This window comes from Mongoliibacter ruber, assembly GCF_003003005.1.
GTDB classification, from domain to species: domain Bacteria; phylum Bacteroidota; class Bacteroidia; order Cytophagales; family Cyclobacteriaceae; genus Mongoliibacter; species Mongoliibacter ruber.
In genome coordinates this window covers 68454-90315 of the sequence record NZ_PVTR01000014.1, presented here as the reverse complement: position 1 = coordinate 90315, position 21862 = coordinate 68454, and the positions used below count along the sequence as shown (strand labels likewise).

Here is a 21862-nt window from a genome sequence, read left to right as displayed (position 1 = left end):
TCATTTAAGGACCCGATTTCTCTTATAAGAAGGGAACTGATATTTCGGGTCCCCTTGGTTAAAGAAATCCTTCTAACTTGCAGGTTATTTATTGTCCTTCTATGCAGCCACAAAGCACAAAATTGACTCAAAAAAAATACAAAACCCAGCTTGGTCAAAGTTTCCCCATCGGTCCAACGCTAACTTCAAAAGGTGTCAACTTTTGTATTTTTTCCAAAAATGCTACTCTGATTGAGCTGCTAATTTTTGATCATACCAATGACCTTTTCCCAACAGAAATTTATACACTTGATCCCTTTAAGAATAAAACCTACCATTATTGGCATATATTTTTGGAAGGAGCACATGAAGGTTTAATCTACGGATACAGAATTCATGGACCTTACGAACCGCAAAATGGACACCGGTTTGATGCCTCTAAAGTCATTTTGGATCCGTATGCCAAAGCTGTTGTATTTCCAAAAAAGTTCTACAGGAAAGCACTTTCCAAACTAGGCCAAGGAGGATTGCCCTCTTTGAAAAATGTAGTGGCAGACCTCTCTAATTATGATTGGGAGGAAGACCAACATCCAAGGACACCTTTCTCACGTACGGTAATCTATGAATTACATTTGGGTGGATTTACCAAACATGACTCTTCTTGTGTTTCCGAAGATAAAAAAGGGACTTACTTAGGTCTGATTGAGAAAATACCATATTTACAGGAATTGGGAGTGACTGCGGTAGAGTTGCTACCCATTTTTCAATTTGACAAACAGGATGCTCCTGAAGGACTCACCAATTATTGGGGGTATAGCCCGATCTCCTTTTTTGCTCCTCACCAAAACTACAGTACACAGCCCAACTCCCTGGCTGTTTTGGATGAGTTTAGAGACATGGTCAAAGCCCTACATAAAGCAGGTATCGAGGTGATCTTGGATGTGGTATACAACCATTCTGGAGAAAACAAAGAAGATGGACCTACCTACAGTTTCAGGGGTATCGACAATAGTATTTATTATCTTTTGGAAGGCAATGAAAAATCCACCTACAAAAACTACTCAGGCACTGGAAATACCTTAAATGCCAATCAGTCCATCGTTAGGAGGATGATTTTGTCAAGTTTACATTTTTGGGTCAGGGATATGCATGTGGATGGTTTTAGGTTTGACCTTGCTTCAATTTTATCTCGAAACGAAAATGGAGAGCCATTGGAAAACCCACCGATTTTATGGGATATTGAGTCTGATCCTGTTTTGGCGGGCACCAAACTGATTGCAGAGGCTTGGGATGCAGCAGGTTTGTATCAAGTTGGAAACTTTGTAGGAGACTATTGGAAAGAATGGAATGGTAAATTCAGGGATGATGTAAGGAGCTTTTTGAGAGGTGACCAGGGAAAAGTAAGTAGTTTTGTCACCCGAATCATAGGAAGCCCTGACCTCTATGCTTCTAAAAACAGGGAAGCTGAGCAAAGTATAAATTTCATCACCTGTCATGATGGTTTTACCTTAATGGATCTGGTCTCATACAATACAAAACATAACTCAGCCAACAAAGAAGGCAATAGAGATGGTCACAATGACAACTTAAGCTGCAATTTTGGAATAGAGGGACCTACTGATGATCCTGAAATCTTGAAGTTGAGAAAGCGGCAAATAAAAAATTTCCATGCCATTAATATGCTTTCCTTAGGTGCTCCGATGCTTCTTATGGGAGATGAAATGGGACATACGCAAAATGGTAACAACAATGCCTATTGCCAGGACAATGAACTGGCTTGGATTGACTGGTCCTTATTGGAAGAAAACCAAGAGCTATTCCGTTTTGTCAAAATACTTATTCAGAAAAAGCTTAAAAGAGAAAATGCACAGGCTGGATTCAATTTGAATTTGGCTGAGTTTCTCACTCAAGCGCAAATCACCTGGCATGGCATTGAGTTAGACAAACCGGATTGGTCTCCCAACTCCCATCATATTGCCATGACCATCACTTCTATCAGTAGAAAGGTAGCCATGCATTATATGGTCAACGCCAATAGCTATCAATTGGAGTATGAGTTGCCAAAGACGATTGAAGGTAAAAAAATCAAATGGAAGAGATGGCTAGACACTTCATTGAAAAGCCCAAAAGACATATGCATGTGGGCTGATGCAATTCCTATTAAAGAAAAGTCTTATCTCCTGCCCGCACATACGGTGGCTATTTTGATTTGCAATATCCGCTAGTCTTTAAAATATACCCTTTTGTAGCAGTTCCAATGCCTTTTCCAGCACATCATCATCTTTGGCAAAGCAAAAACGCAATATCTTATGGTCTCTTTTGTCATGGTAAAACACTGATGTGGGAATACTGGCTACACCTATTTCCTTTGTCATCCTCACCGCCAAATCAAAATCAGATTCCTGTGACAAATGACCGTAGGAAACGCATTGAAAAAAACTCCCCTCTGTAGGAGTGAAAGAAAAACCAGTTTCTTTTAATCCTTCACAAAACAAATCTCTCTTTTCTTGATAAAAGTGCCCCAAATACAAATACCTAGAGGGATCTTCCATATAGTCAGCCAACGCATACTGCATTGGTGTGACAGTGCTAAACGTCAAAAACTGATGAATTTTCCTGAATTCTTCAGTCAAGGCTTTCGGAGCCAAGCAATACCCGATTTTCCAGCCGGTAATGTGGAAAGTCTTCCCAAATGACCCACATGCGAATGTCCTTTCTTTGAGTTCATGATGAGAGAACAGGGGAAGGTGTTTTTTACCCTCGAACACGATATGCTCATATACGTCATCACTGACAATATAAATATCCTTGTCTCTTATCAAGTCTGCCAGCGTATTCAAGTCTTCTTGCGTCCACACATATCCTCCGGGGTTATGAGGGGTATTGACCATTATAAGCCGGGTTTTTGGATTGATAGCATCAGCTACCTTATTCCAGTCAACCGAAAAATCCGGGACATTTAAAGAAACATATACTGGCACGCCGCCATTTAACCTAACAGCCGGTTCATAACAATCATAGGCCGGTTCGAGCAAAATCACTTCATCCCCTTGCCTTACTACTGCGGTAATTGAAGCATTCAGTGCTTCTGTAGCTCCTGAGACAATGGTTACTTCCTCATCAGCATCATATTCGACATCATGGATAGAAAGAGTTTTGTCAGCCAGTCTTTTCCTCAATGACGGCACTCCTGTCATGGGTGCGTATTGATTATGGGCAGTATTCATATACTTGGTGACTAAATCCTGCAAATACGGAAAACAGTCAAATCCCGGATAGCCTTGAGAAAGGTTAATAGCATTATGATCAGCAGCCATTTTGGACATAATGGTAAAAATGGTCGTGCCTACGTGTGGCAGTTTGGATTGAAGCATCTATATTCTGTATAGGTGAAAATAAAATTAAAATAAAAACACTAGACTCGGCTATTCAAAAATAATGAATTTGTGCCTTTATGGATAACTTTTTCATTCAAAAAGAAAGGTCATCCATAATTCAAGTCCCTAAATTGGTTTTCTTTGGTTCTTCCTTGCCAAATGGCTACTTTTGCGCGGATTATTTATGCACTACCCAAGAAATATATACCCAAATTAGACTGCAATGAGAAATATTAAATTGGTTGAAGTAAGGTCAGAAATAGCTGCCGGTACCCGTGGTGCCAGCTTAGGAATTGATGCTTTGAAAATTGCAAGCTTAGACAAAACTTCAGATTTTTTTACAAGGTTTGACCCTATCAATGTTCCTGATGCCAACAATTTTCTTTGGAGAGGAAATAAGCACCCAAATGCCAAATATATAGATGGTGTCTACCAAGTACTGAGAAATGTGCACAATACCATTGAATCTTTGAGGATGGATAAAATCTTCCCTATCGTCCTTGCCGGAGATCACTCTACCGCTGCAGGCACCATCATGGGTATCAAAGCAGCCAACCCGGACAAAAGATTGGGAGTGATCTGGATTGATGCGCATGCAGATCTTCACACTCCTTTCACTACACCATCCGGAAATATGCACGGCATGCCATTGGCAATGTGCATTCAGACTGACAATCTCGATTGCCAAGTCAATGAACCTGGAGAAGACACCCTTCAGTACTGGGAAAAAATAAAGAAAATAGGTGGTGATTCTCCAAAGATCAATGCTGAAGACATTGTCTTTATATCGGTTAGAGACACCGAAGAACCTGAAGATTACCTCATAAATAAACATGGCATCCGGAATTTCGAAACCGCAGAAGTTAGGCAAAAAGGTGTAGCTCAGATAGCCAAAGAAGCTTTGGAACAATTAAAAGACTGCGATCAGATTTATATTTCTTTTGACGTAGACAGCTTGGACTCTTCTATTTCAGTAGGCACGGGTACTCCAGTGCCTGATGGATTGACTGTAGAAGAAGCCCTTCAACTCAATACAGAATTGATCAAAGATAAAAGGGTTTGTTGTTGGGAAATAGTAGAAGTGAACCCAACTTTGGATAGTGAAAACCTCATGGCAGAAAATGCATTTGACATTTTGGAAGCCACTACTAAATCACTTGTTGACAATTTCTAATCAAAATACAATTACCAGCAATACGAAAAATTACTCATGGAACTTCAGGAAAAGATAATTAGTACCATCCAAATTGCTTTCAAAGATCTTTTTGAACATGATTTAAATACGGAGGGCATATCCCTTCAGCCCACAAGAAAAGAATTTGAGGGTACATTTACTTTTGTCATTTTCCCTTTTCTTAAGGTCACCAAGCTCAATCCTGAGGCTTCTGGTAATAAATTAGGTGAATACCTTGTCGCCAACTGTGCCGAGATCACTGCCTACAACGTGGTAAAAGGATTCCTCAACCTTTCGGTCAGTGAATCCTCTTGGATGAATGTCTTCCGAAACATTTACGAAAACCCCAATCCGGCTCAAACCACCCCAAATGGAATGAAGGTAATGGTGGAATACAGTAGTCCAAATACCAACAAACCACTTCACCTAGGACACCTAAGGAATAACTTTCTTGGTTTTGCTGTTTCTCAGATTTTGGAAGCCAATGGCTATGAGGTCATCAAGGCAAACCTGGTCAATGACCGAGGTATTCATATCTGTAAGTCTATGGTGGCTTACAAGCATTTTGGAAATGGGGAAACACCGGAATCAAGTGGATTAAAAGGTGACCACTTGGCAGGAAAGTATTATGTGATTTTTGACAAAGAATACAAGAAGCAAATCAACACGCTCAAAGAACAGGGCAGTACAGAGGATGAGGCAAAGAAAAGTGCTCCTTTAATCTTGGAAGCTCAGGAAATGCTCAGGCTATGGGAAGCAGGTGATAAGGAAACTGTGGACCTCTGGAAAAAAATGAACACTTGGGTCTATGAAGGTTTCGATATGACCTACAAAAAGATGGGAGTTAGTTTTGATAAGTTTTACTATGAGTCAAACACCTATTTACTTGGAAAGGATATCGTAGCGGAGGGATTGGAAAAAGGAGTATTTTTCAAAAAAGAAAACGGCTCTGTTTGGGTAGACCTCACAGCGGAAGGTCTGGATGAAAAGCTGGTCCTTCGAGGAGATGGAACTTCTGTTTATATCACCCAGGACTTGGGGACAGCTGATTTGAAATATGATGATTTTAAAATAGACAAATCTGTCTATGTTGTGGGCAATGAGCAGGATTATCATTTTGATGTCTTGTTCAAAATCATGAGAAAGCTTGGCAGACCATATGGAGATGGCCTACATCACCTGTCATATGGAATGGTTGATCTACCTACTGGTAAAATGAAGTCAAGAGAAGGTACAGTAGTAGATGCCGATGACCTTATTCAGGAAATGATCGACACTGCCGAAAGCCATACCAAGGAGTTGGGTAAAATTGATGGATTCAACGAAGAGGAAGCAAAAGAGCTTTATGAAACCCTTGGACTTGGTGCCCTAAAATACTTCCTACTCAAAGTAGACCCTAAAAAACGCATGCTATTTAATCCTCAGGAGTCCATTGAATTCCAAGGAAATACAGGACCTTTTATACAATATTCACATGCACGAATCGCTTCTATCTTGAGAAAAGCGGATCAAGTGGGCGTAGATTACAGCTTAAATGGTTTTGAAGAACTCGAAAAGCTTGAAGGAGCTGAAAGAGATTTGATTGTCATGCTCAATGACTTTCAAAAAAAGTTAAAGATCGCAGGAGAGGAATATTCACCTTCAGTGATTGCCCAATATATGTTTGACCTTGCCAAAGAATATAACAGGTTCTACGCAGAGCTTTCCATATTCAACGAAACAAACGCACAGGTGCAGGCATTCAGAATTGCAATTTCCGCCCAGACTGCCAAAACAATAAAAGCTGGCATGAAGTTATTAGGAATAAATGTCCCAGACAGAATGTAAAAGCTATGAAAAAAATCTTATTCGTAATGACCCTGATTGCTTTCGCCTGCACATCCAGTGCTATTAAAGAAAGTAGAGAAGCCAACATCACTCCAAATGACCAAGTTATGGAAACATCTATTTATGATTTTAAAATCAACGACATTGACGGAAAAGAAGTCGACTTCTCTCAATACAAAGGAAAAAAGCTATTGCTTGTCAATGTAGCCTCAAAGTGCGGTTATACACCACAGTATGCAGATTTACAGGAATTACATGAAAAGCATGGTGACAAGGTGACCATCATAGGTTTTCCAGCCAACAATTTTGGAGGACAGGAACCTGGCAGCAATGATGAGATCAAGCAGTTTTGCTCAGAAAACTACGGAGTGACCTTCAAAATGATGGACAAAGTGTCTGTAAAAGGAGTTGACAAACATCCTCTATTCAGATGGTTATCAGACAAAGATCTTAACGGTTGGAATAACCAAGAGCCAAGTTGGAATTTTTGTAAGTACCTCATTGATGAGGATGGAAAATTGGTTAAATTCTTCCCATCATCCACCAAGCCAATGGCTGAAGAGATTGTTTCTTTGGTGACAGCATAAGGAAATTTAAAAAAATCCTAATAGGGCCTGTTTTCACTTTTGGAAACAGGTCTTTTTATTAGTTTTACAGAAAAATTAAAACGTGGACCTGATCCTTTCCAATAAAAAACAAGCTTGGCTGCACGCCATAAGACTGAGAACCTTGCCATTAGCCCTATCAAGTATTTTGATGGGTTCTTTTTTGGCTGCCTATATGGAAAGTTTCAGATTGGAAGTTTTTGCTTTGGCTGCATTGACTACCATATTTCTACAAGTATTGTCCAATTTGGCCAATGACTACGGTGACAGTGTGCATGGGGCTGACAGCATTGACAGGCAGGGTCCTATAAGGGCAGTTCAATCCGGAGTCATTTCATTGAAAGAAATGAAAAGAGCAATGATCATATTGGCAGCTTTGTCTTTTTTTTCGGGCTTGCTCCTATTGTATTTTGCTCTGGGTGATTGGATGCTATTTCTATTGTTTTTGGGTTTTGGATTGTTGGCAATCTATGCAGCCATTACCTACACATCCGGAAATAACCCTTATGGATACATAGGATTAGGCGATATTTCAGTATTTATTTTCTTTGGACTCTTGGGTGTCACAGGTACCTATTTTTTACACACCTTGGATTTCAATGGCATAGTGCTTTTGCCTGCAATCTCCTTGGGTTGTTTTAGCACAGCAGTGCTCAATATCAATAATATACGAGATATAGTATCCGATACAAAGGCCGGTAAAAGATCTATCCCAGTGAGAATAGGAAGGAAAGCGGCTGTAGGTTACAATTGGTCATTATTGTTGTTGGGAAATTTGCTTCTTCCAATATTTGCCATATTCACAGAGAACTGGGCAGTGATGTTGGCTTGGCTGACGTTACCTTTGATGATTTTTATAGGATTGAGTACTCAGAGAAAAATAGAAGCAGCCGACTTAGATCCCTTCCTGAAAAAAATGGCAATTTCTACTTTATTATGGGTTCTGCTTTTTGGTACGGGTTTGTTATTTTTATAATGTAATCAAACCTTAAATTAAGGCTACCTTGATGAAGCCAGACCTCTTTTGATACCCATTCTTCCAATTTACTCCGATCCTGCAGCTTTGGCATACCTTCTTTTCCCAAGGAAAACAACAAGCAACGCAAGCAAAAAAACTATAAGGTAAACCAAATACATAGGAATACTCTGAGCCAATCCAAAGTGCTGAAAATAGCGCTGAGCCGGAAATCCATTTGGATCGCTGACCATATAATCACCGAGTCCTTCCCTATTGATCTCAAACCAAACCTTAGAAAGCAAAAGGTTACAAATTACCAAAAGCCAAATATCCTTACTGATAAGAGTATACCTCCTAAGTCCTTTGAGCAGCAACAAGACCAAGAAAGGCACCACATTGGCCCACCAAATCGCATCACTATATAGTCCCATCAAGAGCATGAAAATAAAAACCAAGGTAAAACCCAAACCCAATTTGCCCATTTCCCTACTGACTCTTGAGAAAAACACCAAAATCAAGGGAATCAAAATTCCATAAAAAGAAAACTGACTGATCAAGAAAATCAAAGGTCTCTGCACAGGGTGCAGGAAATGGCCGGCGATAAATTCTTTAAGGGTAAATTCTGATTGACCAACTGCCAACAAATAAACTATTACAAAATAAGCCCCTACACTCACCAACAAATAAGTAATCTTTTCTGCTTTGAGTCTTTTCTGAAAGAGTCGAAGCGACTTAAACCAATCTATCCCCGAATAAGTCACTGCAAGGGTAAATACCAGGATCAATGAAAGTAGTCCAAGCCCAAAACCCAGATAACCAGAAAGCATTCCTCCTTCATCATAAAGTCGGTATACCAAGATCACCAAAGCCGCAAAAATAAGCCCAGGGATAAGGTAAGAGAGCTTAAATTTTATCTTTTCCTCTTTGAAAATCAATTTGTCATTTGGCATAAAAATCAAAATCATGCCAATGGGAAACAAAGTAGGCCAAACGAAGCCTCCTAAAAGAGACACTAAAAAGAGCTTCGTTTTTTCATAACGTATAAAGTAATTGACCTGACCTATTCCCAATACAAAAGCAAACAAAGCTGGGCTAAATGGCTCATACCACGACAATTTTAGGACTAGGAAAGTACCAAACATCAACACAAAACCCAAAATCTCCATTTTGGTAGAAGACCTAAGTTTTTTGATGATCTTGAAATACCAATAACAACCCAACATCAAAAACAAAAAATTCAAGATCAATATCCCATGTAAAAGGCTTTCATGATCCATGTCAAACCCCAATACACCAAAAATCATGTTGACCAAAGCAAATGGCAAAATGCGGTGTACCAAAAAAGCATTGTATCCCTCATCATCAAATTGATCCAAAAATCCTTCAGATATTTCTCTTAAGCCCAACCCATCCCATCCGGCACCTTCCTGAATGGGGATTTTCTCACCTTGAATTTGAAAAATGACAATTGCCAATAACAGAGATACGAGTAACAGTCTGGTCATTCAGAAAACAGTAATAATGGGGTGGTCTATTTTTATCTTTACAATTTATCATAAAGAAGTTTAAAAAGTAGCAAGTCTTGAAGATTAGCGTTAAATGTTTCGAGTTTCAGCAACGATATTACCCTTTTGTATAATCTCATTCAGTATCCTTAGGAAGTATTTTATTATCTTCAACAAAAAAAAACATGAAAAAAATCTACTCCAGCTTACTTCTTCTGGTAAGTCTTTACTTTACTTCATACGCTCAAGTGGACACTATTGAGGTCTATTCCAAGGCAATGGATAAATCCCTTAAAGCCGCTGTTGTAAAGCCTGACAACTATTCAACTAATCAAAAAGCGATACCTACAATTTATGTGCTTCACGGTGGTTCGGGTGGATTTACAGACTGGCATGATAAAGTAACCGAAGAAAATCTCCTTGCAAAGTTATCCAATCAATACAATGTACTTATAGTTACCCCTGGTGTGGGTCCATCTTCTTATTATTACGACAGCCCGCTTTTGGATTCAGTCCGATATGAAACCTACATCACCGAGGAACTGATACCTTTTGTAGATCAGAACTACAATACGATCAAAGAAAGAGAGGGCCGAGCCATCACTGGCTTGTCCATGGGTGGACATGGTGCCATGATGATATCCGCCAAACATCCGGAATTGTTTGTCGCCGCAGGTAGCATGAGTGGTGTGATGAATATAGATTATAGGATGTGGAAAGTTGATGAAAACTTTAAAACAAGAATAAAAAATGGTCAATTAATGGCTTTGGGAGACATCAATTACGAAGCACCATTTACGCAATATACCGCGGTCGGCCTTGTGGACAATATGAAGAAAAATGACATCGCCCTACTTATAGACTGCGGTGTGGATGATTTTTTAATAGACACAAACAGGCAGATCCACCAATTGCTTTTGGAAAAAGAAGTGGATCACGAATATACAGAAAGGCCTGGCGCCCATACATGGCAATACTGGACTGAAGCACTTCCCGTTCATTTTTTATTTATCAATAGAGAATTTCAAAAAAGGCTTTCTGCAAAATAAGAAGGTGTGGTATTCAAAAAGGGCATTAAAACTTTAACAAAAAATAAACCTGAGATAGGAAGTTTCTTTCTATTTCGGTTTTTATTTTTGGTTTGCTTTGTATGCCTGCAGCAAAAAGCTTTTTCCCAAGTTTACCCTCCTATTATTATCCATTCAGATATTGATCGTTTTTGGATTGCTTTCGATCAATTACAAAATGCCAAAAGCAGTCAGGACACCTTGGATATTTTGCAACAATTGTATTTTGATAAAGGCTCTGTGGGCTTGAAAAAATTCGCCAAGGCAAAAGATATCAATTCCCAATCCTTGGCACTTCAGATCAGAAAGGCTCCTGAATTTTGGAAAAGTATAAGGCCAAACACCTATTTGGTCAAAAACTATAATGATGAGATTTCGGATCAAATTGAGCTTTATAGAGAGACTTTGCGAAGGTTTAAGAATCCTTACATCTGTTTTGCTATTGGAGCTCTGGGTGCCGGTGGTACGGTCTACGACGGTTGGCTGTTGATAGGTGCTGAAATGGTAACTACAGATAGCCTGACCAATATCTTCCAACTTACAGATTGGCACAGAGCTGTACTGCCAAAAAGCAACAAAATCCTTGAATTCACAGCTCATGAACTGGTGCATACCCAACAAAGGTTTGGGTTAGGATACTTATTATCCTATTTCAGAAATAAGCTACTGACAATGACTATAGTGGAAGGAGCAGCTGATTTTGTTTCAGAAAAAATCACAGGGCTCAATATCAATGAAAGTATTTATCCTTATGGATATGAAAATGAAAAGGAATTGTGGCAGGCATTTTCTTCAGAGATGTATGGGAATGACATCTCTAACTGGCTTTACAACGGCAATAAAAGTAAAGAACGTCCAGCAGACTTGGGATACTTTATAGGATATAGGATTTGTGAAGCTTACTACAATCAGGCCGAAAACAAAGAAAAAGCGCTTAACAAAATCGTTAAAACCAACAATTATAGACGGCTATTGAAGAAGAGTGGGTATGCGGGAGGAGTTTAAGATTTTTGATTTTAGATTGTAGATTTTAGATTTACGCATGAAGAGATTTAACGGAACCGAAGTATAAAAAGTGTCGCCCTTAAGACAAAGAGTTCATTATCAACAGTATACCCATGTAATCTTTCGCTAAGTTACCCTTTTGAGCTATAAGCTAAAGACGCATTAATCCGAAGGTGCAACCTTCGGATAACACACCAATTGTCAACCATAATCCTCGAGGTTCAACCCGACGCTATAAACATTTGACCTTTTTTGGGTCTCAAGTGTCACGTCCTGATTTTTCTTGATACTTTTTTTGTTGTTTTTAATATCGTCCGTGCCTATGGCACTTTAAAACCAACTCTTAACCATTGATCCCGGCAATAAATTACCGGGCTATTATTTCGGTCATGCCGATGGCATTTGGTCTTATCTTGACAGGTGTTTCAACCAACCCTGTCAATCCCTAATCCTTCTTCCCTCATCCTTTTTTCATCCCTCATCCCTGTTTTTGGCGAAAGGCTTTGTTCAATAGCAAGCATTATGCGGCCAAAAACCAAAATCACACCGTCTACAATTGTCCACGGGTTCAACCCGAGGCTATTAAAATTTGACCCCTTTGGGGTCTCAGATATTCCTAATAGACCACAAAAAGATAACCACTGATATTACTGAATCAGACTTCTTATGGCTGTGAAAAGTTAAAAATGTTAAAGGTTTGGCGGATTGTGGGTGTAGGGGATTTCGCCACACATTTTTTGCTGGGTAAATCTTAAATGATTCTTCATACCCTTTTCCTCCATCCATACCTTCGGGGTTTTGGAAACCCCAAAGGTCATGGACTGCTAACCTTTGAGGTCTTTTTTGGACCTCGAAGGTTTTTTTGTCAGAAAAAGTAGAAACAATAAAAGGCTTTTTTACTGAAAAGAATCTTCGGGGTTTTGGAAACCCCAAAGGTCAACATCAACCCTTCTTAATTCTTTTCTCTTGTCTCTAAAACCAACTCTTAACCTTGATCCCTGCAATAAATTTCCGGGCTATTATTCCGGCAATGCCGATGGCATTTGGTCTTATCTTGACAGGTGTTTCAACCAACCCTGTCAATCCCTAATCCTTCTTCCATCATCCTTTTTTCATCCCTCATCCCTGTTTTTGGCGAAAGGCTTTGTTCAATAGCAAGCATTATGCGGCCAAAAACCAAAATCACACCGTCTACAATTGTCCACGGGTTCAACCCGAGGCTATTAAAATTTGACCCCTTTGGGGTCTCAGATATTCCTAATAGACCACAAAAAGATAACCACTGATATTACTGATAAACACAGATAAAAATTGCATCGTCCTTCGTAAATCAAAACACCAGCACTCCACAAACCACCGACTTTTTCATCCTTCATCCTTCCTCCCTCATCCTTTGCCTTTCCCTTCTTCATTCATCATCCATCATTCGGAATTCGATATTATTCCTAATTCTCCACTTAAAAATGCTCATTAAATATTCTACCAGGAAAAGCCTCGTAAACCTGCCTTCCAAAAGACTAGGTCGTAATCCGTACTTCGTAAATCAAAAGACCAAAACTCCACAAACCACCAACCTTTTATCCTTTCTCCCTCATCCTTCATCCTTTCTCTAAGGAACCCTCCAAAAAAATAAAACATGCTCTTTACCATCCTCTAAGGTTATTTTTTTAACTTCATCTGGTCTCCAGTCTCCCATATCGAATCGATGAGAAATCACTCTTGTACCTTTGGGCAATTGCCAGATTTTTGGTCTCAGTTTGAGGTTGATATCGGGAAAAAGGTAAAGAACCAAAATAGTAGCGTCTGAGAAATCCAACTCAAATAAGTCTCCCTGAATAAATGTAGTCAGGTTTTCAACTCCCTTATCCTTTGCATTTTGCTGCGCCTCGTCGACCAAGTCAGCGTCTATCTCCACTCCTATTGTGTTGATGCCATATCTCATAGCAGCTTCAATAGGTATCCTCCCATCGCCAGAACCTAGGTCATAAAGGATATCTCCTTCTTTGACATCTGCCAATTCCATCATGGCATCCACTACCTCCATTGGAGTGGTGACAAATGGTACCAAATCAGCAAAACCAGGCCCATCACCTTGTGCATGAGTATGAAAAAAGCTGGCAAAAAGAAGTATGCTGCTTATATATGCCTTTATTTCCCAAAATTTCATTTCCATTCCCCCTTCAATTAAATATCAGATTGTCACAACAATCATTCGCTTGCTTTTACAAATAAAATAAAGAATTCAACTCGATTTCACTAAATTAGATTTACTCATGTAAATCTGTACAAAATGAATCCAAAAGTTTTGATTGATGGTGAATTTGTATTGGAAAAATTCCCTCAAAAAGGAGGATGGACTTATGTTTTATTCCCCAACTTGGAAAAGCCAAAGTCTTACTTTGGGATGTTGAAAGTTTCCGGGAAAATTGACAGCTACAAATTGGAAGAGGTTACCTTGATGCCCTTCGGTAGCGGCAAGCTTTTCCTTCCGGTCAATGCCAAGATCAGAAAGGCCATACAAAAAAAAGAAGGTGATACTGTAAAGTTATGGCTGACTCCTCTTTTGGAAGAAGGGGTTGAGACTGATTTTTCTCAAGAAACTATTTTTAGCTGCATCAAGGAAGAACCAGAAGCATGGAGAAATTTTCAGCTGCTCTCCAAAGAAAAAAGACAAGAAGAACTTCAAGAGATTCTTCGCTTTCAAATTGAAGAAAAGAAAATCGAAAAGCTTGTTCAGCTTATTGACAGGTTGAGGTTTTAATTTACTTCTTCAGTATTTACCCTGAAAAAAATCATAGAAGCTACTATTTGCCACAGTAGGGTATTGATGTTTGACTGATATTCATGTAAAACCATGAGAGTTTTTGGTCAAAAAAACCTAATTTCCATGCTGAACCTATTTCACCTCAAACTATGAAAATCTATAAATCAGGCAAAGACATCATCATTGAGTCAGAAGGCAAGCACCACCTCGCCCAATCCAAAAACTGGGATCAACTTGTCAATCAGGAAAACCTGTACCAAAAACTCCAAGAAGAGATTCAGCCATGGACTGAAGTCAATTGGACACCGAAAAACCTTGATGCACCAATAGGCACTCAGGAGATTTGGGCTGCGGGAGTCACTTATTACAGAAGTCGAGAAGCCAGAATGGAAGAGTCAAAAGAAAGCGGTGCTGATGTTTTTTATTCCAAAGTATATGAAGCAGAGAGGCCAGAGCTTTTTTTCAAATCTACCCATTACCGAGTGGCCAAGCCAAGCGGTGAAGTAAAGATCCGTAAAGATTCCAAGTGGAATGTTCCTGAACCTGAACTGACCCTTTTTATCAATTCTAATGGTGAAATAGCAGGATACACCATCGGCAATGATATGAGTTCTAGGGACATTGAAGGTGAAAACCCGCTATACTTACCTCAAGCCAAATGTTACGACCAATCTGCGGCTATAGGCCCTTGCCTTTGGGTTCCAAAAGACCCAATTGACGCTGATGCGAAAATTCAAATGCAAATCGAAAGAAACGGTGCGGTAGTTTTTGAAGGCGAAATTTCAATTGCCCAAATGAAAAGATCACATGAAGAATTGAAATCTTTCCTTTGTAGGGAAATGAGTTTTCCCCAAGGTGTCTACCTGATGACCGGAACCTGTCTTGTGCCAGACGATACATTTACGCTACAGTCAGGCGACTACATCCACATCAGTATTGATGGGATTGGTACCTTGACTAATAAAGTCGCTTAAAAAAGATCGGGTATCTATAAAACCAAAAAAGCCGGAGATTCCGGCTTTTTTGGTTTTGGTTTGTTTTTATCAGAATCCGCTGACTAACCCAATGATCAGGGTAATTACAAAAATTACCAAGAAAATGTAAAATACGAATTTGGCGATGGCCGCTACGCCCTTGGCGATACCGGTAAAGCCCAAAATGGCTGCCAAAAAGGCAATAACTAGTGCAGTAATTACAAATGAAAGCATGATTGTTTGGTTTAGGAGTTAATGATTTATTAAAAACTATCTCAAAAAGTCTATAACCTTTTAAGAATAAATGAACCTATATCAGAGGTAGATATTGTTTGTAAAAACCCGGATTTTATAAATCAATTCTACGGCTTACATGTTGTATTTATATAAGTGTCCGAATAGAAGGTCTTCAGTCTAGAGCCAAGAAACAGGCCAATTATTTTAAATTATGTGGTTGCTGCCATCACTTTGGACTTAAACCGATCTATTCCTGAAGCTGGTACATCCTTTGGAAGTATATCATTATCATTCCAGCCTTCTTGAAAAATTGACAAATCTTTTAACTTTAATTTTACCTTATGAAAGCATCAGATCTTTTTGTGAAAGCCTTAGAAAATGAAGGCGTAAAATACATTTTTGGCGTACCAGGAGAAGAGAACTTAGACCTCTTGCAATCACTTAAAAATTCATCGATCAAACTTATTGTCACACGGCATGAACAGGGTGCCGGATTCATGGCAGCTACCTACGGGAGACTTACGGGTCAGCCTGGGGTTTGCCTTGCCACATTGGGTCCAGGAGCTACCAACCTGGTCACCCCAGCAGCATATGCACAACTCGGAGGAATGCCTATGATGATGATTACAGGGCAAAAACCCATAAAGAAAAGCAAACAGGCACGCTTTCAAATCATCGACGTAGTAGACATGATGAAGCCTGTTACCAAGTACACCAAACAGATTGTCAATTCTAACAATATAGCCTCCCAAATCCGGGAAGCTTTCAGGCTGGCTATTGAGGAAAAACCTGGGGCAGTTCACCTCGAATTTCCCGAAGATATTGCCCAAGAAGATTGTGAAGATTCAGTATATGATGTGGTAGGCCACATTAGCCCTAAGCCCGATGAAAAGGCAATTGCCAAAGCAGTGGAAATGATCCATCAATCAAAATTTCCGCTTTTGCTGATCGGCGCGGGTGCCAACCGTAAAGTTACTTGTGATGCTTTGGGGAAATTTGTAGACAAAACGGGTATTTTCTTCTTCACTACGCAGATGGGCAAAGGAGTGATCGACGAAAGACACCCACAATATCTGGGAACTGCTGCACTTTCCAGTAATGATTTTGTACATGCTGCCATCGAAGCTGCTGACCTGATTATCAATGTAGGTCATGATGTGATCGAAAAACCACCCTTTTTCATGAAAAAAGGAGAAAAACAGGTCATTCATGTCAACTTCTCCCCTGCCGAGGTAGATCCGGTATATTTCCCACAGCTCAATGTAGTAGGTGATATTACCAGCAGTGTGTACAAACTTGCTGAGAAAATACAAACTCAAAACAATTGGGATTTCTCATTTTTCACAAAAGTCAAAAAAGAAGTGGATGGACACCTGTCCAAATATTTTGAAGATGAGAGATTTCCCATGTTACCACAGCGCTTGGTCAATCTCTTGAGAAATAAACTCGCTTCTGAAGATGTGATCACACTCGATAATGGTATTTACAAACTTTGGTTTGCCCGTAATTATATCTGTCACCAACCAAACACCCTTTTGCTTGACAATGCTTTGGCCTCTATGGGTGCCGGATTGCCGTCCGCTTTGATGGTCAAAATGCTCAATCCAGATAAAAACGTGGTTGCAGTCTGCGGTGATGGAGGATTCATGATGAATTCTCAGGAAATAGAAACTGCTGTCAGGCTTGGACTTCATTTGATTGTAATCATCCTCAATGATGAAGCTTATGGCATGATCAAATGGAAACAAGAAGATATGGGATTTGATGACTTTGGATTGGATTACAAAAATCCTGATTTTGTAAAATATGCAGATAGCTATGGTGCCAAAGGACATAGGCCGGAAAATGACAATGACTTCCAAAGAATTATGGACGATTGCCTCAACACGCCTGCGGTGCACATTATCGATTTGCCGGTTGATTATTCCCTCAATCATCCAATTTTGAATGTAATGTTGAAAGAAAAAACAGAAAAACTATGAGTGATAAAAAAAACATAAAAGTAACCTCACCTTATGACAATAGCCTGATCAAAGAATTGCCTTTGATGAGTCAAGAAGAACTGGAGAATGCCATATCAAAGGCCCACAACCTTTTTTCAGACAGATCCAAATGGATTCCTGCGCACAAAAGAATCGATATTCTTGAAAAGGTGCGTCACCTGATGCAGGACAAAATTGAAGAGCTCACCAATACAGCTGCGGGTGAAGGAGGCAAACCCTATCAAGATTCTAAGGTAGAAGTCCTGCGCGCTATCAATGGTGTCAAAATAGCTGCTGAAGAAATCGGGCGTCTTTCAGGGCAACAAATCCCAATGGGCTTGACCGAAGCGACTTCCAATAGGCTTGCCTTTACTACCAGAGAACCCATAGGCGTAGTGGCTTCCTTGTCAGCATTCAACCATCCATTGAACCTGATCGTGCATCAGACCATCACTGCATTTGCAGCCGGATGCCCTGTGATCGTCAAGCCCGCCTCAAATACGCCCTTGTCTTGTGAGGCTTTTATGGAAATACTTCAAGATGCCGGTGTCCCTGAAGGTTGGATACAAATGGTCTTGATAGATAATGAACTTGCTGAAAAACTAGTCACAGATAAAAGAGTCAATTACCTGTCCTTTATAGGATCTGCCAAAATAGGCTGGATGCTCAAATCAAAGCTAGCCCCAGGTACTCGCTGTGCTTTGGAACATGGTGGTGCCGCACCTGTAATTGTAGAACCGGATGCTGAATTGGATGAAATGATTCCAGGGCTGGTCAAAGGAGGTTTCTACCATGCAGGTCAAGTATGTGTATCGGTTCAGAAAGTTTTCGTGCATGAATCAATAGCCAGAGATGTGGCAGAAAAAATAGCTGAAAAGGCCAAAAAACTTAAAGTAGGCCATCCTCTGGAAAAAGACACAGAAGTGGGGCCACTGATCAGAACAGGGGAAGTAGACCGTGTGGAAGAATGGGTAAATGAAGCTGAAAAGAATGGTGCGGAAATCCTTTGTGGTGGTAAGCGTATCTCAGACACCTGTTATGAACCTACTGTACTTTGGAATCCTAGTGCTGAGAGTAAAGTGTCAAAAGAGGAGATTTTTGGACCGGTAGTATGCGTGTATAGCTATAGCGACAGAGATGAAGCAATCAACCTTGCCAACAGTCTTGAATACCACTTTCAGGCAGCAGTCTTCACCAAAGATGTAAATATAGCTTTGGACACAGTCCAGAAACTGAATGCCACTGCCGTCATGGTCAATGACCACACAGCCTTTCGTGCTGACTGGATGCCATTTGGCGGTAGAGATGCCTCTGGAGAAGGTTTGGGTGGAATCCCATACTCCATGCATGAAATGACAAGAACCAAGTTGATGGTTTTTAAAAGTAAATTACTGTAAATTTAGAAAAAGGCCACTGCAAAGACTGGTGGCCTTTTTTTCACAAAACCAATGTAAAAGATGAAGAAAAAAGAATATTCCAACGGAGAAGTAACGGTAATCTGGCAACCTGAAAAATGTATACATTCAGGAATCTGTGTAAAAGGCCTTCCTGGCGTTTTTCGTCCTGATGAAAAACCCTGGATTAATATTGAAGGTGCCAGTACAGAAGATATTGTTCATCAGGTCAAACAGTGTCCATCTGGAGCTTTGGGTTTTTACATGGAAAAAGGACATGAAAAACAGGATGTTTCCGATGATAGAAGTCCTCAAACCGCCGAGGTAATGAAAAATGGCCCATTGATGGTCTATGGAAATATTGAAGTAAAACTACCAGACGGAAGTGTAGAGAAAAAATACAAGACGACTGCATTTTGCCGTTGCGGCAGTTCCAACTCCAAACCATATTGTGACGGTACACATAAGAAAACTGAATTCAAAGATTAGCAGTTTATCAAATTTTAACCATTCAGACTGAAATGCTTCCTAGAATGATTTTTTGAACTAGCTTTTCAGTCTTTTTTTTTATTTTTCTACATGAAGAAATATGGATGGTTACTGCTTTTGGCAGGTTTCGCTTTGGGTTTTGTCGTAGCAAATTCAGGAGATAAAATCAAAAGATCTGATGTAAGAGCTGCGCTCAATCTTTTTCACCTTGATTTTGAAAAAGCTGAAATTGATACCATGCTCAGTTATCTGGAGAGAAACAGAAAAGGTTATGATGAAATGAGAGCATTTTCATTGGGCAATGATGTAGAACCAGCATTGGTTTTTGATCCTTTCCCCAATGATGTACAATTCCCTTTGCAAAACGAGCCTTCAAACTGGGCCATCCCTGAAGACGTTATTCTCCCTGAAGATGATGAAGAAATCGCTTTCATGTCCATTCCCGAATTGGCTTCTCTATTAAAATCAGGGAAATTGAGCTCAAAAAGACTGACTACCATCTATTTGGACAGAATCAAACAATATGATAGCAAACTCCAATCTTTTATCACTGTCACTGAAGAACTGGCACTCAAACAAGCCGAAAAAGCCGATGTAGAATTCCGCGATGGCAATTATAAAGGTATCCTTCATGGGATTCCTTATGGCATCAAGGACTTGGCTGCAGTACCTGAATATCCGACCACATGGGGTGCTGCACCCTATCAGAATCAGGTGATTGATGAGAAAGCAAGTGTGGTAATCAAACTCGAGGAAGCGGGAGCAGTTCTTCTTGGCAAAGTTGTTTCGGGAAGTTTGGCTAGAGGAGATGTTTGGTTTGGTGGAAAGACCAAAAACCCATGGGATCTCAATCAGGGAGCCACAGGTTCTTCTGCCGGGGCAGGTGCTGCTACTGCGGCAGGGTTGGTTGCCTTTTCCATAGGTACCGAAACTTTGGGATCCATCGTCTCTCCATCTACACGCACTGGAATCACCGGTCTGCGCCCCACTTATGGAGCCGTCAGCAAAGCAGGTTTTATGGTGCTTTCCTGGAGTATGGACAAGGTCGGGCCAATCTGTAGAAGCGCAGAAGACTGTGCTATTGTGTATGATTATATAAGAGGCGAAGATCCTAAAGACAGAAGCTCAAAACCGACCTCAACTGAACTCAATCAGTTTATTGATATTCATGGGCTTAAAATTGGATATGTTGAAGATCAATTTAATGCTGACACTGCTAGAAACAATGTCAACAACAAATTGACCTTGGAGGAATTACGGTCCATGGGGCTGAATTTAGAAGCTGTACAATTACCCAAAGACTATCCCTTTGATGTTTTTGACATCATTCTTCGTGCAGAGTCAGGTGCATTTTTTGATGAGTTGATTACCAAAGAAGGACACAGGGAAATGGTAGAGCAACATAAAGGCTCCAGGGCAAATTCCCTCAGACAATCACGGTTGATTCCAGCTGTGGAATATCTTCAAGCCAATAGACACAGGCGAAGGTTGATTGAAGAAGTACATCAGATTTTCAAGGATTATGATGTGATAATTTCGCCGACATTTGGAGGAGAGCAGATGCTTATCACAAATCTTACCGGGCATCCCGCTCTCAGTGTCCCCAATGGAATCGACAATGAAGGACATCCAACAAGCATTACATTCCTTGGAAACTACTTTGAAGAAGCAAAAATGCTGCAATTGGCAAAAGCCTATCAGCAGACGTTTGCCCACCCCAAGGGCAGGCCATCGGCTTACAAGCAATAGACAGACGATACTTTTATCAAAAAATGTTTTGGTATATTTGATTATTGCCTTTTCAACTAAACCCAGCATTTATGAAAACTGAAACGAAGTGGCAGGAAGAAATTGCCTTTCTCAACGATATCATGAGAAGAACTGAAATGTCACATAGTATCAAATGGGGCATAGATGTTTACACCTATAACGGCCAAAATATTGTCGGTATTTGTGGTTTCAAAAATTATGTTGGACTGTGGTTTTACAATGGTGTCTTTATGTCCGATCCCGAAAGTGTATTTTTCAATGCACAAGAAAACAAGACCAAAGCTTTAAGACAATGGAGGTTTTCAGGAATGAATGAAATCAACGATGCTTTAGTGCTTACCTATATCAAAGAAGCCATTCAAAATGAAAAAGAAGGTAAAAGGTGGGTTCCGGAAAAGTCAGGCGAGCTAGAAATTTCTGGATTATTGGCCAATGCTCTCAAAGAAAACGACAAATTGAATGAAGCTTTTGAACAGTTGAGCAATTCTAAACAAAAGGAGTACTTAGAACATGTCAATTCGGCAAAAAGAGAAGAAACTCAGATAGCTCGCTTAGAAAAGATCAAACCGATGATAATGGAAGGAAAAGGGCTCAATGATAAATACATTAAAAAGTAATATGTATTTCCAAAATTCAGTGGTTAATCACATTACCTTCCTGTTCCCACCATTCAGATTCTTAAATACATGCCTTCAGTAGTAAGGTTGGTTCTAAACTATAGTTTGATTTTCTAAATAGGTTTATGGTATGTTTGT

Annotated in this window: 20 protein-coding genes; 14 read left to right on the top strand and 6 right to left on the bottom strand. The window is 39.9% G+C overall.

Annotation, left to right across the window (positions count from 1 at the left end; genetic code table 11):
- The first annotated feature begins 101 nt into the window (after nucleotides 1–101).
- Nucleotides 102–2204 (top strand): glycogen debranching protein GlgX, encoded by a 2103-nt coding sequence (gene glgX, locus CLW00_RS18700; protein ID WP_106135230.1) that lies wholly within the window; start codon nucleotides 102–104, stop codon nucleotides 2202–2204.
- A gap of 3 nt (nucleotides 2205–2207) precedes the next feature.
- On the opposite strand, the gene CLW00_RS18695 is transcribed toward glgX, so the two are convergent.
- Complete coding sequence (locus tag CLW00_RS18695) at nucleotides 2208–3353, bottom strand: methionine aminotransferase (RefSeq protein ID WP_106135229.1); 1146 nt, start codon at nucleotides 3351–3353, stop codon at nucleotides 2208–2210.
- 226 nt (nucleotides 3354–3579) lie between these two features.
- On the opposite strand from CLW00_RS18695, the gene CLW00_RS18690 reads away from it, so the two are divergent.
- From CLW00_RS18690 to CLW00_RS18675, 4 genes are all read left to right on the top strand, one after another.
- Complete coding sequence (locus CLW00_RS18690; protein ID WP_106135228.1) at nucleotides 3580–4530, top strand: arginase; 951 nt, start codon at nucleotides 3580–3582, stop codon at nucleotides 4528–4530.
- A 36-nt stretch (nucleotides 4531–4566) separates the two neighbouring features.
- Nucleotides 4567–6357: an arginine--tRNA ligase gene (gene argS / locus CLW00_RS18685; RefSeq protein WP_106135227.1), complete on the top strand. Its 1791-nt coding sequence runs from the start codon at nucleotides 4567–4569 to the stop codon at nucleotides 6355–6357.
- 5 nt (nucleotides 6358–6362) lie between these two features.
- Nucleotides 6363–6944, top strand: a complete 582-nt coding sequence (locus CLW00_RS18680; protein WP_106135226.1) for a glutathione peroxidase — start codon at nucleotides 6363–6365, stop codon at nucleotides 6942–6944.
- 82 nt (nucleotides 6945–7026) lie between these two features.
- Complete coding sequence (locus tag CLW00_RS18675; RefSeq protein WP_106135225.1) at nucleotides 7027–7938, top strand: 1,4-dihydroxy-2-naphthoate polyprenyltransferase; 912 nt, start codon at nucleotides 7027–7029, stop codon at nucleotides 7936–7938.
- A gap of 68 nt (nucleotides 7939–8006) precedes the next feature.
- Here CLW00_RS18675 and CLW00_RS18670 read toward each other — a convergent pair whose 3' ends face one another.
- A complete protein-coding gene (locus CLW00_RS18670) occupies nucleotides 8007–9425 on the bottom strand; it encodes a hypothetical protein (protein ID WP_106135224.1) in 1419 nt (472 codons plus the stop codon).
- Nucleotides 9426–9610: 185 nt separating this feature from the next.
- On the opposite strand from CLW00_RS18670, the gene CLW00_RS18665 reads away from it, so the two are divergent.
- Both CLW00_RS18665 and CLW00_RS18660 read left to right on the top strand, forming a co-directional pair.
- A complete protein-coding gene (locus CLW00_RS18665) occupies nucleotides 9611–10474 on the top strand; it encodes an alpha/beta hydrolase (protein WP_106135223.1) in 864 nt (287 codons plus the stop codon).
- Between the two features lie 6 nt (nucleotides 10475–10480).
- Nucleotides 10481–11497 carry a gliding motility protein GldB-related protein gene (locus CLW00_RS18660; RefSeq protein WP_106135222.1) on the top strand — a complete coding sequence of 339 codons (1017 nt, stop codon included), beginning with the start codon at nucleotides 10481–10483 and terminating at the stop codon, nucleotides 11495–11497.
- A 425-nt stretch (nucleotides 11498–11922) separates the two neighbouring features.
- On the opposite strand, the gene CLW00_RS21560 is transcribed toward CLW00_RS18660, so the two are convergent.
- The 3 genes from CLW00_RS21560 to CLW00_RS18650 all read right to left on the bottom strand — a co-directional run bounded on the left by CLW00_RS21560 (nucleotide 11923) and on the right by CLW00_RS18650 (nucleotide 13670).
- The gene (locus CLW00_RS21560) at nucleotides 11923–12069 is read right to left on the bottom strand and encodes a hypothetical protein (RefSeq protein WP_211300223.1); all 147 of its coding nucleotides are present in this window, start codon (nucleotides 12067–12069) and stop codon (nucleotides 11923–11925) included.
- A 494-nt stretch (nucleotides 12070–12563) separates the two neighbouring features.
- A complete protein-coding gene (locus tag CLW00_RS21465) occupies nucleotides 12564–12710 on the bottom strand; it encodes a hypothetical protein (protein ID WP_170073251.1) in 147 nt (48 codons plus the stop codon).
- 396 nt (nucleotides 12711–13106) lie between these two features.
- On the bottom strand, nucleotides 13107–13670 hold the full coding sequence (locus CLW00_RS18650; RefSeq protein ID WP_245917392.1) for a class I SAM-dependent methyltransferase: 564 nt from the start codon (nucleotides 13668–13670) through the stop codon (nucleotides 13107–13109).
- 117 nt (nucleotides 13671–13787) lie between these two features.
- Between CLW00_RS18650 and CLW00_RS18645 the strand changes: the two genes are divergently transcribed.
- Both CLW00_RS18645 and CLW00_RS18640 read left to right on the top strand, forming a co-directional pair.
- Entirely contained in the window at nucleotides 13788–14258 is a 471-nt protein-coding gene (locus CLW00_RS18645; RefSeq protein ID WP_106135220.1) for a DUF1905 domain-containing protein, read from the top strand.
- 152 nt (nucleotides 14259–14410) lie between these two features.
- On the top strand, nucleotides 14411–15235 hold the full coding sequence (locus CLW00_RS18640; protein WP_106135219.1) for a fumarylacetoacetate hydrolase family protein: 825 nt from the start codon (nucleotides 14411–14413) through the stop codon (nucleotides 15233–15235).
- Nucleotides 15236–15304: 69 nt separating this feature from the next.
- On the opposite strand, the gene CLW00_RS18635 is transcribed toward CLW00_RS18640, so the two are convergent.
- Nucleotides 15305–15469, bottom strand: a complete 165-nt coding sequence (locus CLW00_RS18635; RefSeq protein ID WP_106135218.1) for a DUF1328 domain-containing protein — start codon at nucleotides 15467–15469, stop codon at nucleotides 15305–15307.
- Between the two features lie 344 nt (nucleotides 15470–15813).
- Here CLW00_RS18635 and CLW00_RS18630 point away from each other — a divergent pair, with 344 nt between their 5' ends.
- The 5 genes from CLW00_RS18630 (at nucleotide 15814) to CLW00_RS18610 (ending at nucleotide 21724) form a co-directional block, all read left to right on the top strand.
- Entirely contained in the window at nucleotides 15814–17454 is a 1641-nt protein-coding gene (locus CLW00_RS18630; RefSeq protein ID WP_106135217.1) for an acetolactate synthase large subunit, read from the top strand.
- Complete coding sequence (locus tag CLW00_RS18625; RefSeq protein WP_106135216.1) at nucleotides 17451–18851, top strand: aldehyde dehydrogenase family protein; 1401 nt, start codon at nucleotides 17451–17453, stop codon at nucleotides 18849–18851. The genes CLW00_RS18630 and CLW00_RS18625 overlap by 4 nt, the downstream gene beginning before the upstream one ends.
- A gap of 60 nt (nucleotides 18852–18911) precedes the next feature.
- A complete protein-coding gene (locus CLW00_RS18620; RefSeq protein WP_106135215.1) occupies nucleotides 18912–19337 on the top strand; it encodes a (4Fe-4S)-binding protein in 426 nt (141 codons plus the stop codon).
- Between the two features lie 90 nt (nucleotides 19338–19427).
- Nucleotides 19428–21086 (top strand): amidase, encoded by a 1659-nt coding sequence (locus tag CLW00_RS18615; protein ID WP_106135214.1) that lies wholly within the window; start codon nucleotides 19428–19430, stop codon nucleotides 21084–21086.
- A 71-nt stretch (nucleotides 21087–21157) separates the two neighbouring features.
- Complete coding sequence (locus CLW00_RS18610; RefSeq protein ID WP_106135213.1) at nucleotides 21158–21724, top strand: YdeI/OmpD-associated family protein; 567 nt, start codon at nucleotides 21158–21160, stop codon at nucleotides 21722–21724.
- The last annotated feature ends 138 nt before the right edge of the window (nucleotides 21725–21862 follow it).

Excerpts from the sequence above, each read along its gene's own strand:
- CLW00_RS18695 (WP_106135229.1), bottom strand. The coding sequence starts at position 3,353 with ATGCTTCAATCCAAACTGCCACACGTAGGCACGACCATTTTTACCATT.
- CLW00_RS18640 (WP_106135219.1), top strand. The coding sequence starts at position 14,411 with ATGAAAATCTATAAATCAGGCAAAGACATCATCATTGAGTCAGAAGGC.
- argS (WP_106135227.1), top strand. The coding sequence starts at position 4,567 with ATGGAACTTCAGGAAAAGATAATTAGTACCATCCAAATTGCTTTCAAA.
- CLW00_RS18625 (WP_106135216.1), top strand. The coding sequence starts at position 17,451 with ATGAGTGATAAAAAAAACATAAAAGTAACCTCACCTTATGACAATAGC.
- CLW00_RS18650 (WP_245917392.1), bottom strand. The coding sequence starts at position 13,670 with ATGGAAATGAAATTTTGGGAAATAAAGGCATATATAAGCAGCATACTT.
- CLW00_RS18610 (WP_106135213.1), top strand. The coding sequence starts at position 21,158 with ATGAAAACTGAAACGAAGTGGCAGGAAGAAATTGCCTTTCTCAACGAT.
- CLW00_RS18645 (WP_106135220.1), top strand. The coding sequence starts at position 13,788 with ATGAATCCAAAAGTTTTGATTGATGGTGAATTTGTATTGGAAAAATTC.
- CLW00_RS18670 (WP_106135224.1), bottom strand. The coding sequence starts at position 9,425 with ATGACCAGACTGTTACTCGTATCTCTGTTATTGGCAATTGTCATTTTT.
- CLW00_RS18690 (WP_106135228.1), top strand. The coding sequence starts at position 3,580 with ATGAGAAATATTAAATTGGTTGAAGTAAGGTCAGAAATAGCTGCCGGT.
- glgX (WP_106135230.1), top strand. The coding sequence starts at position 102 with ATGCAGCCACAAAGCACAAAATTGACTCAAAAAAAATACAAAACCCAG.
- CLW00_RS18665 (WP_106135223.1), top strand. The coding sequence starts at position 9,611 with ATGAAAAAAATCTACTCCAGCTTACTTCTTCTGGTAAGTCTTTACTTT.
- CLW00_RS18615 (WP_106135214.1), top strand. The coding sequence starts at position 19,428 with ATGAAGAAATATGGATGGTTACTGCTTTTGGCAGGTTTCGCTTTGGGT.
- CLW00_RS18620 (WP_106135215.1), top strand. The coding sequence starts at position 18,912 with ATGAAGAAAAAAGAATATTCCAACGGAGAAGTAACGGTAATCTGGCAA.
- CLW00_RS18635 (WP_106135218.1), bottom strand. The coding sequence starts at position 15,469 with ATGCTTTCATTTGTAATTACTGCACTAGTTATTGCCTTTTTGGCAGCC.
- CLW00_RS18680 (WP_106135226.1), top strand. The coding sequence starts at position 6,363 with ATGAAAAAAATCTTATTCGTAATGACCCTGATTGCTTTCGCCTGCACA.
- CLW00_RS18630 (WP_106135217.1), top strand. The coding sequence starts at position 15,814 with ATGAAAGCATCAGATCTTTTTGTGAAAGCCTTAGAAAATGAAGGCGTA.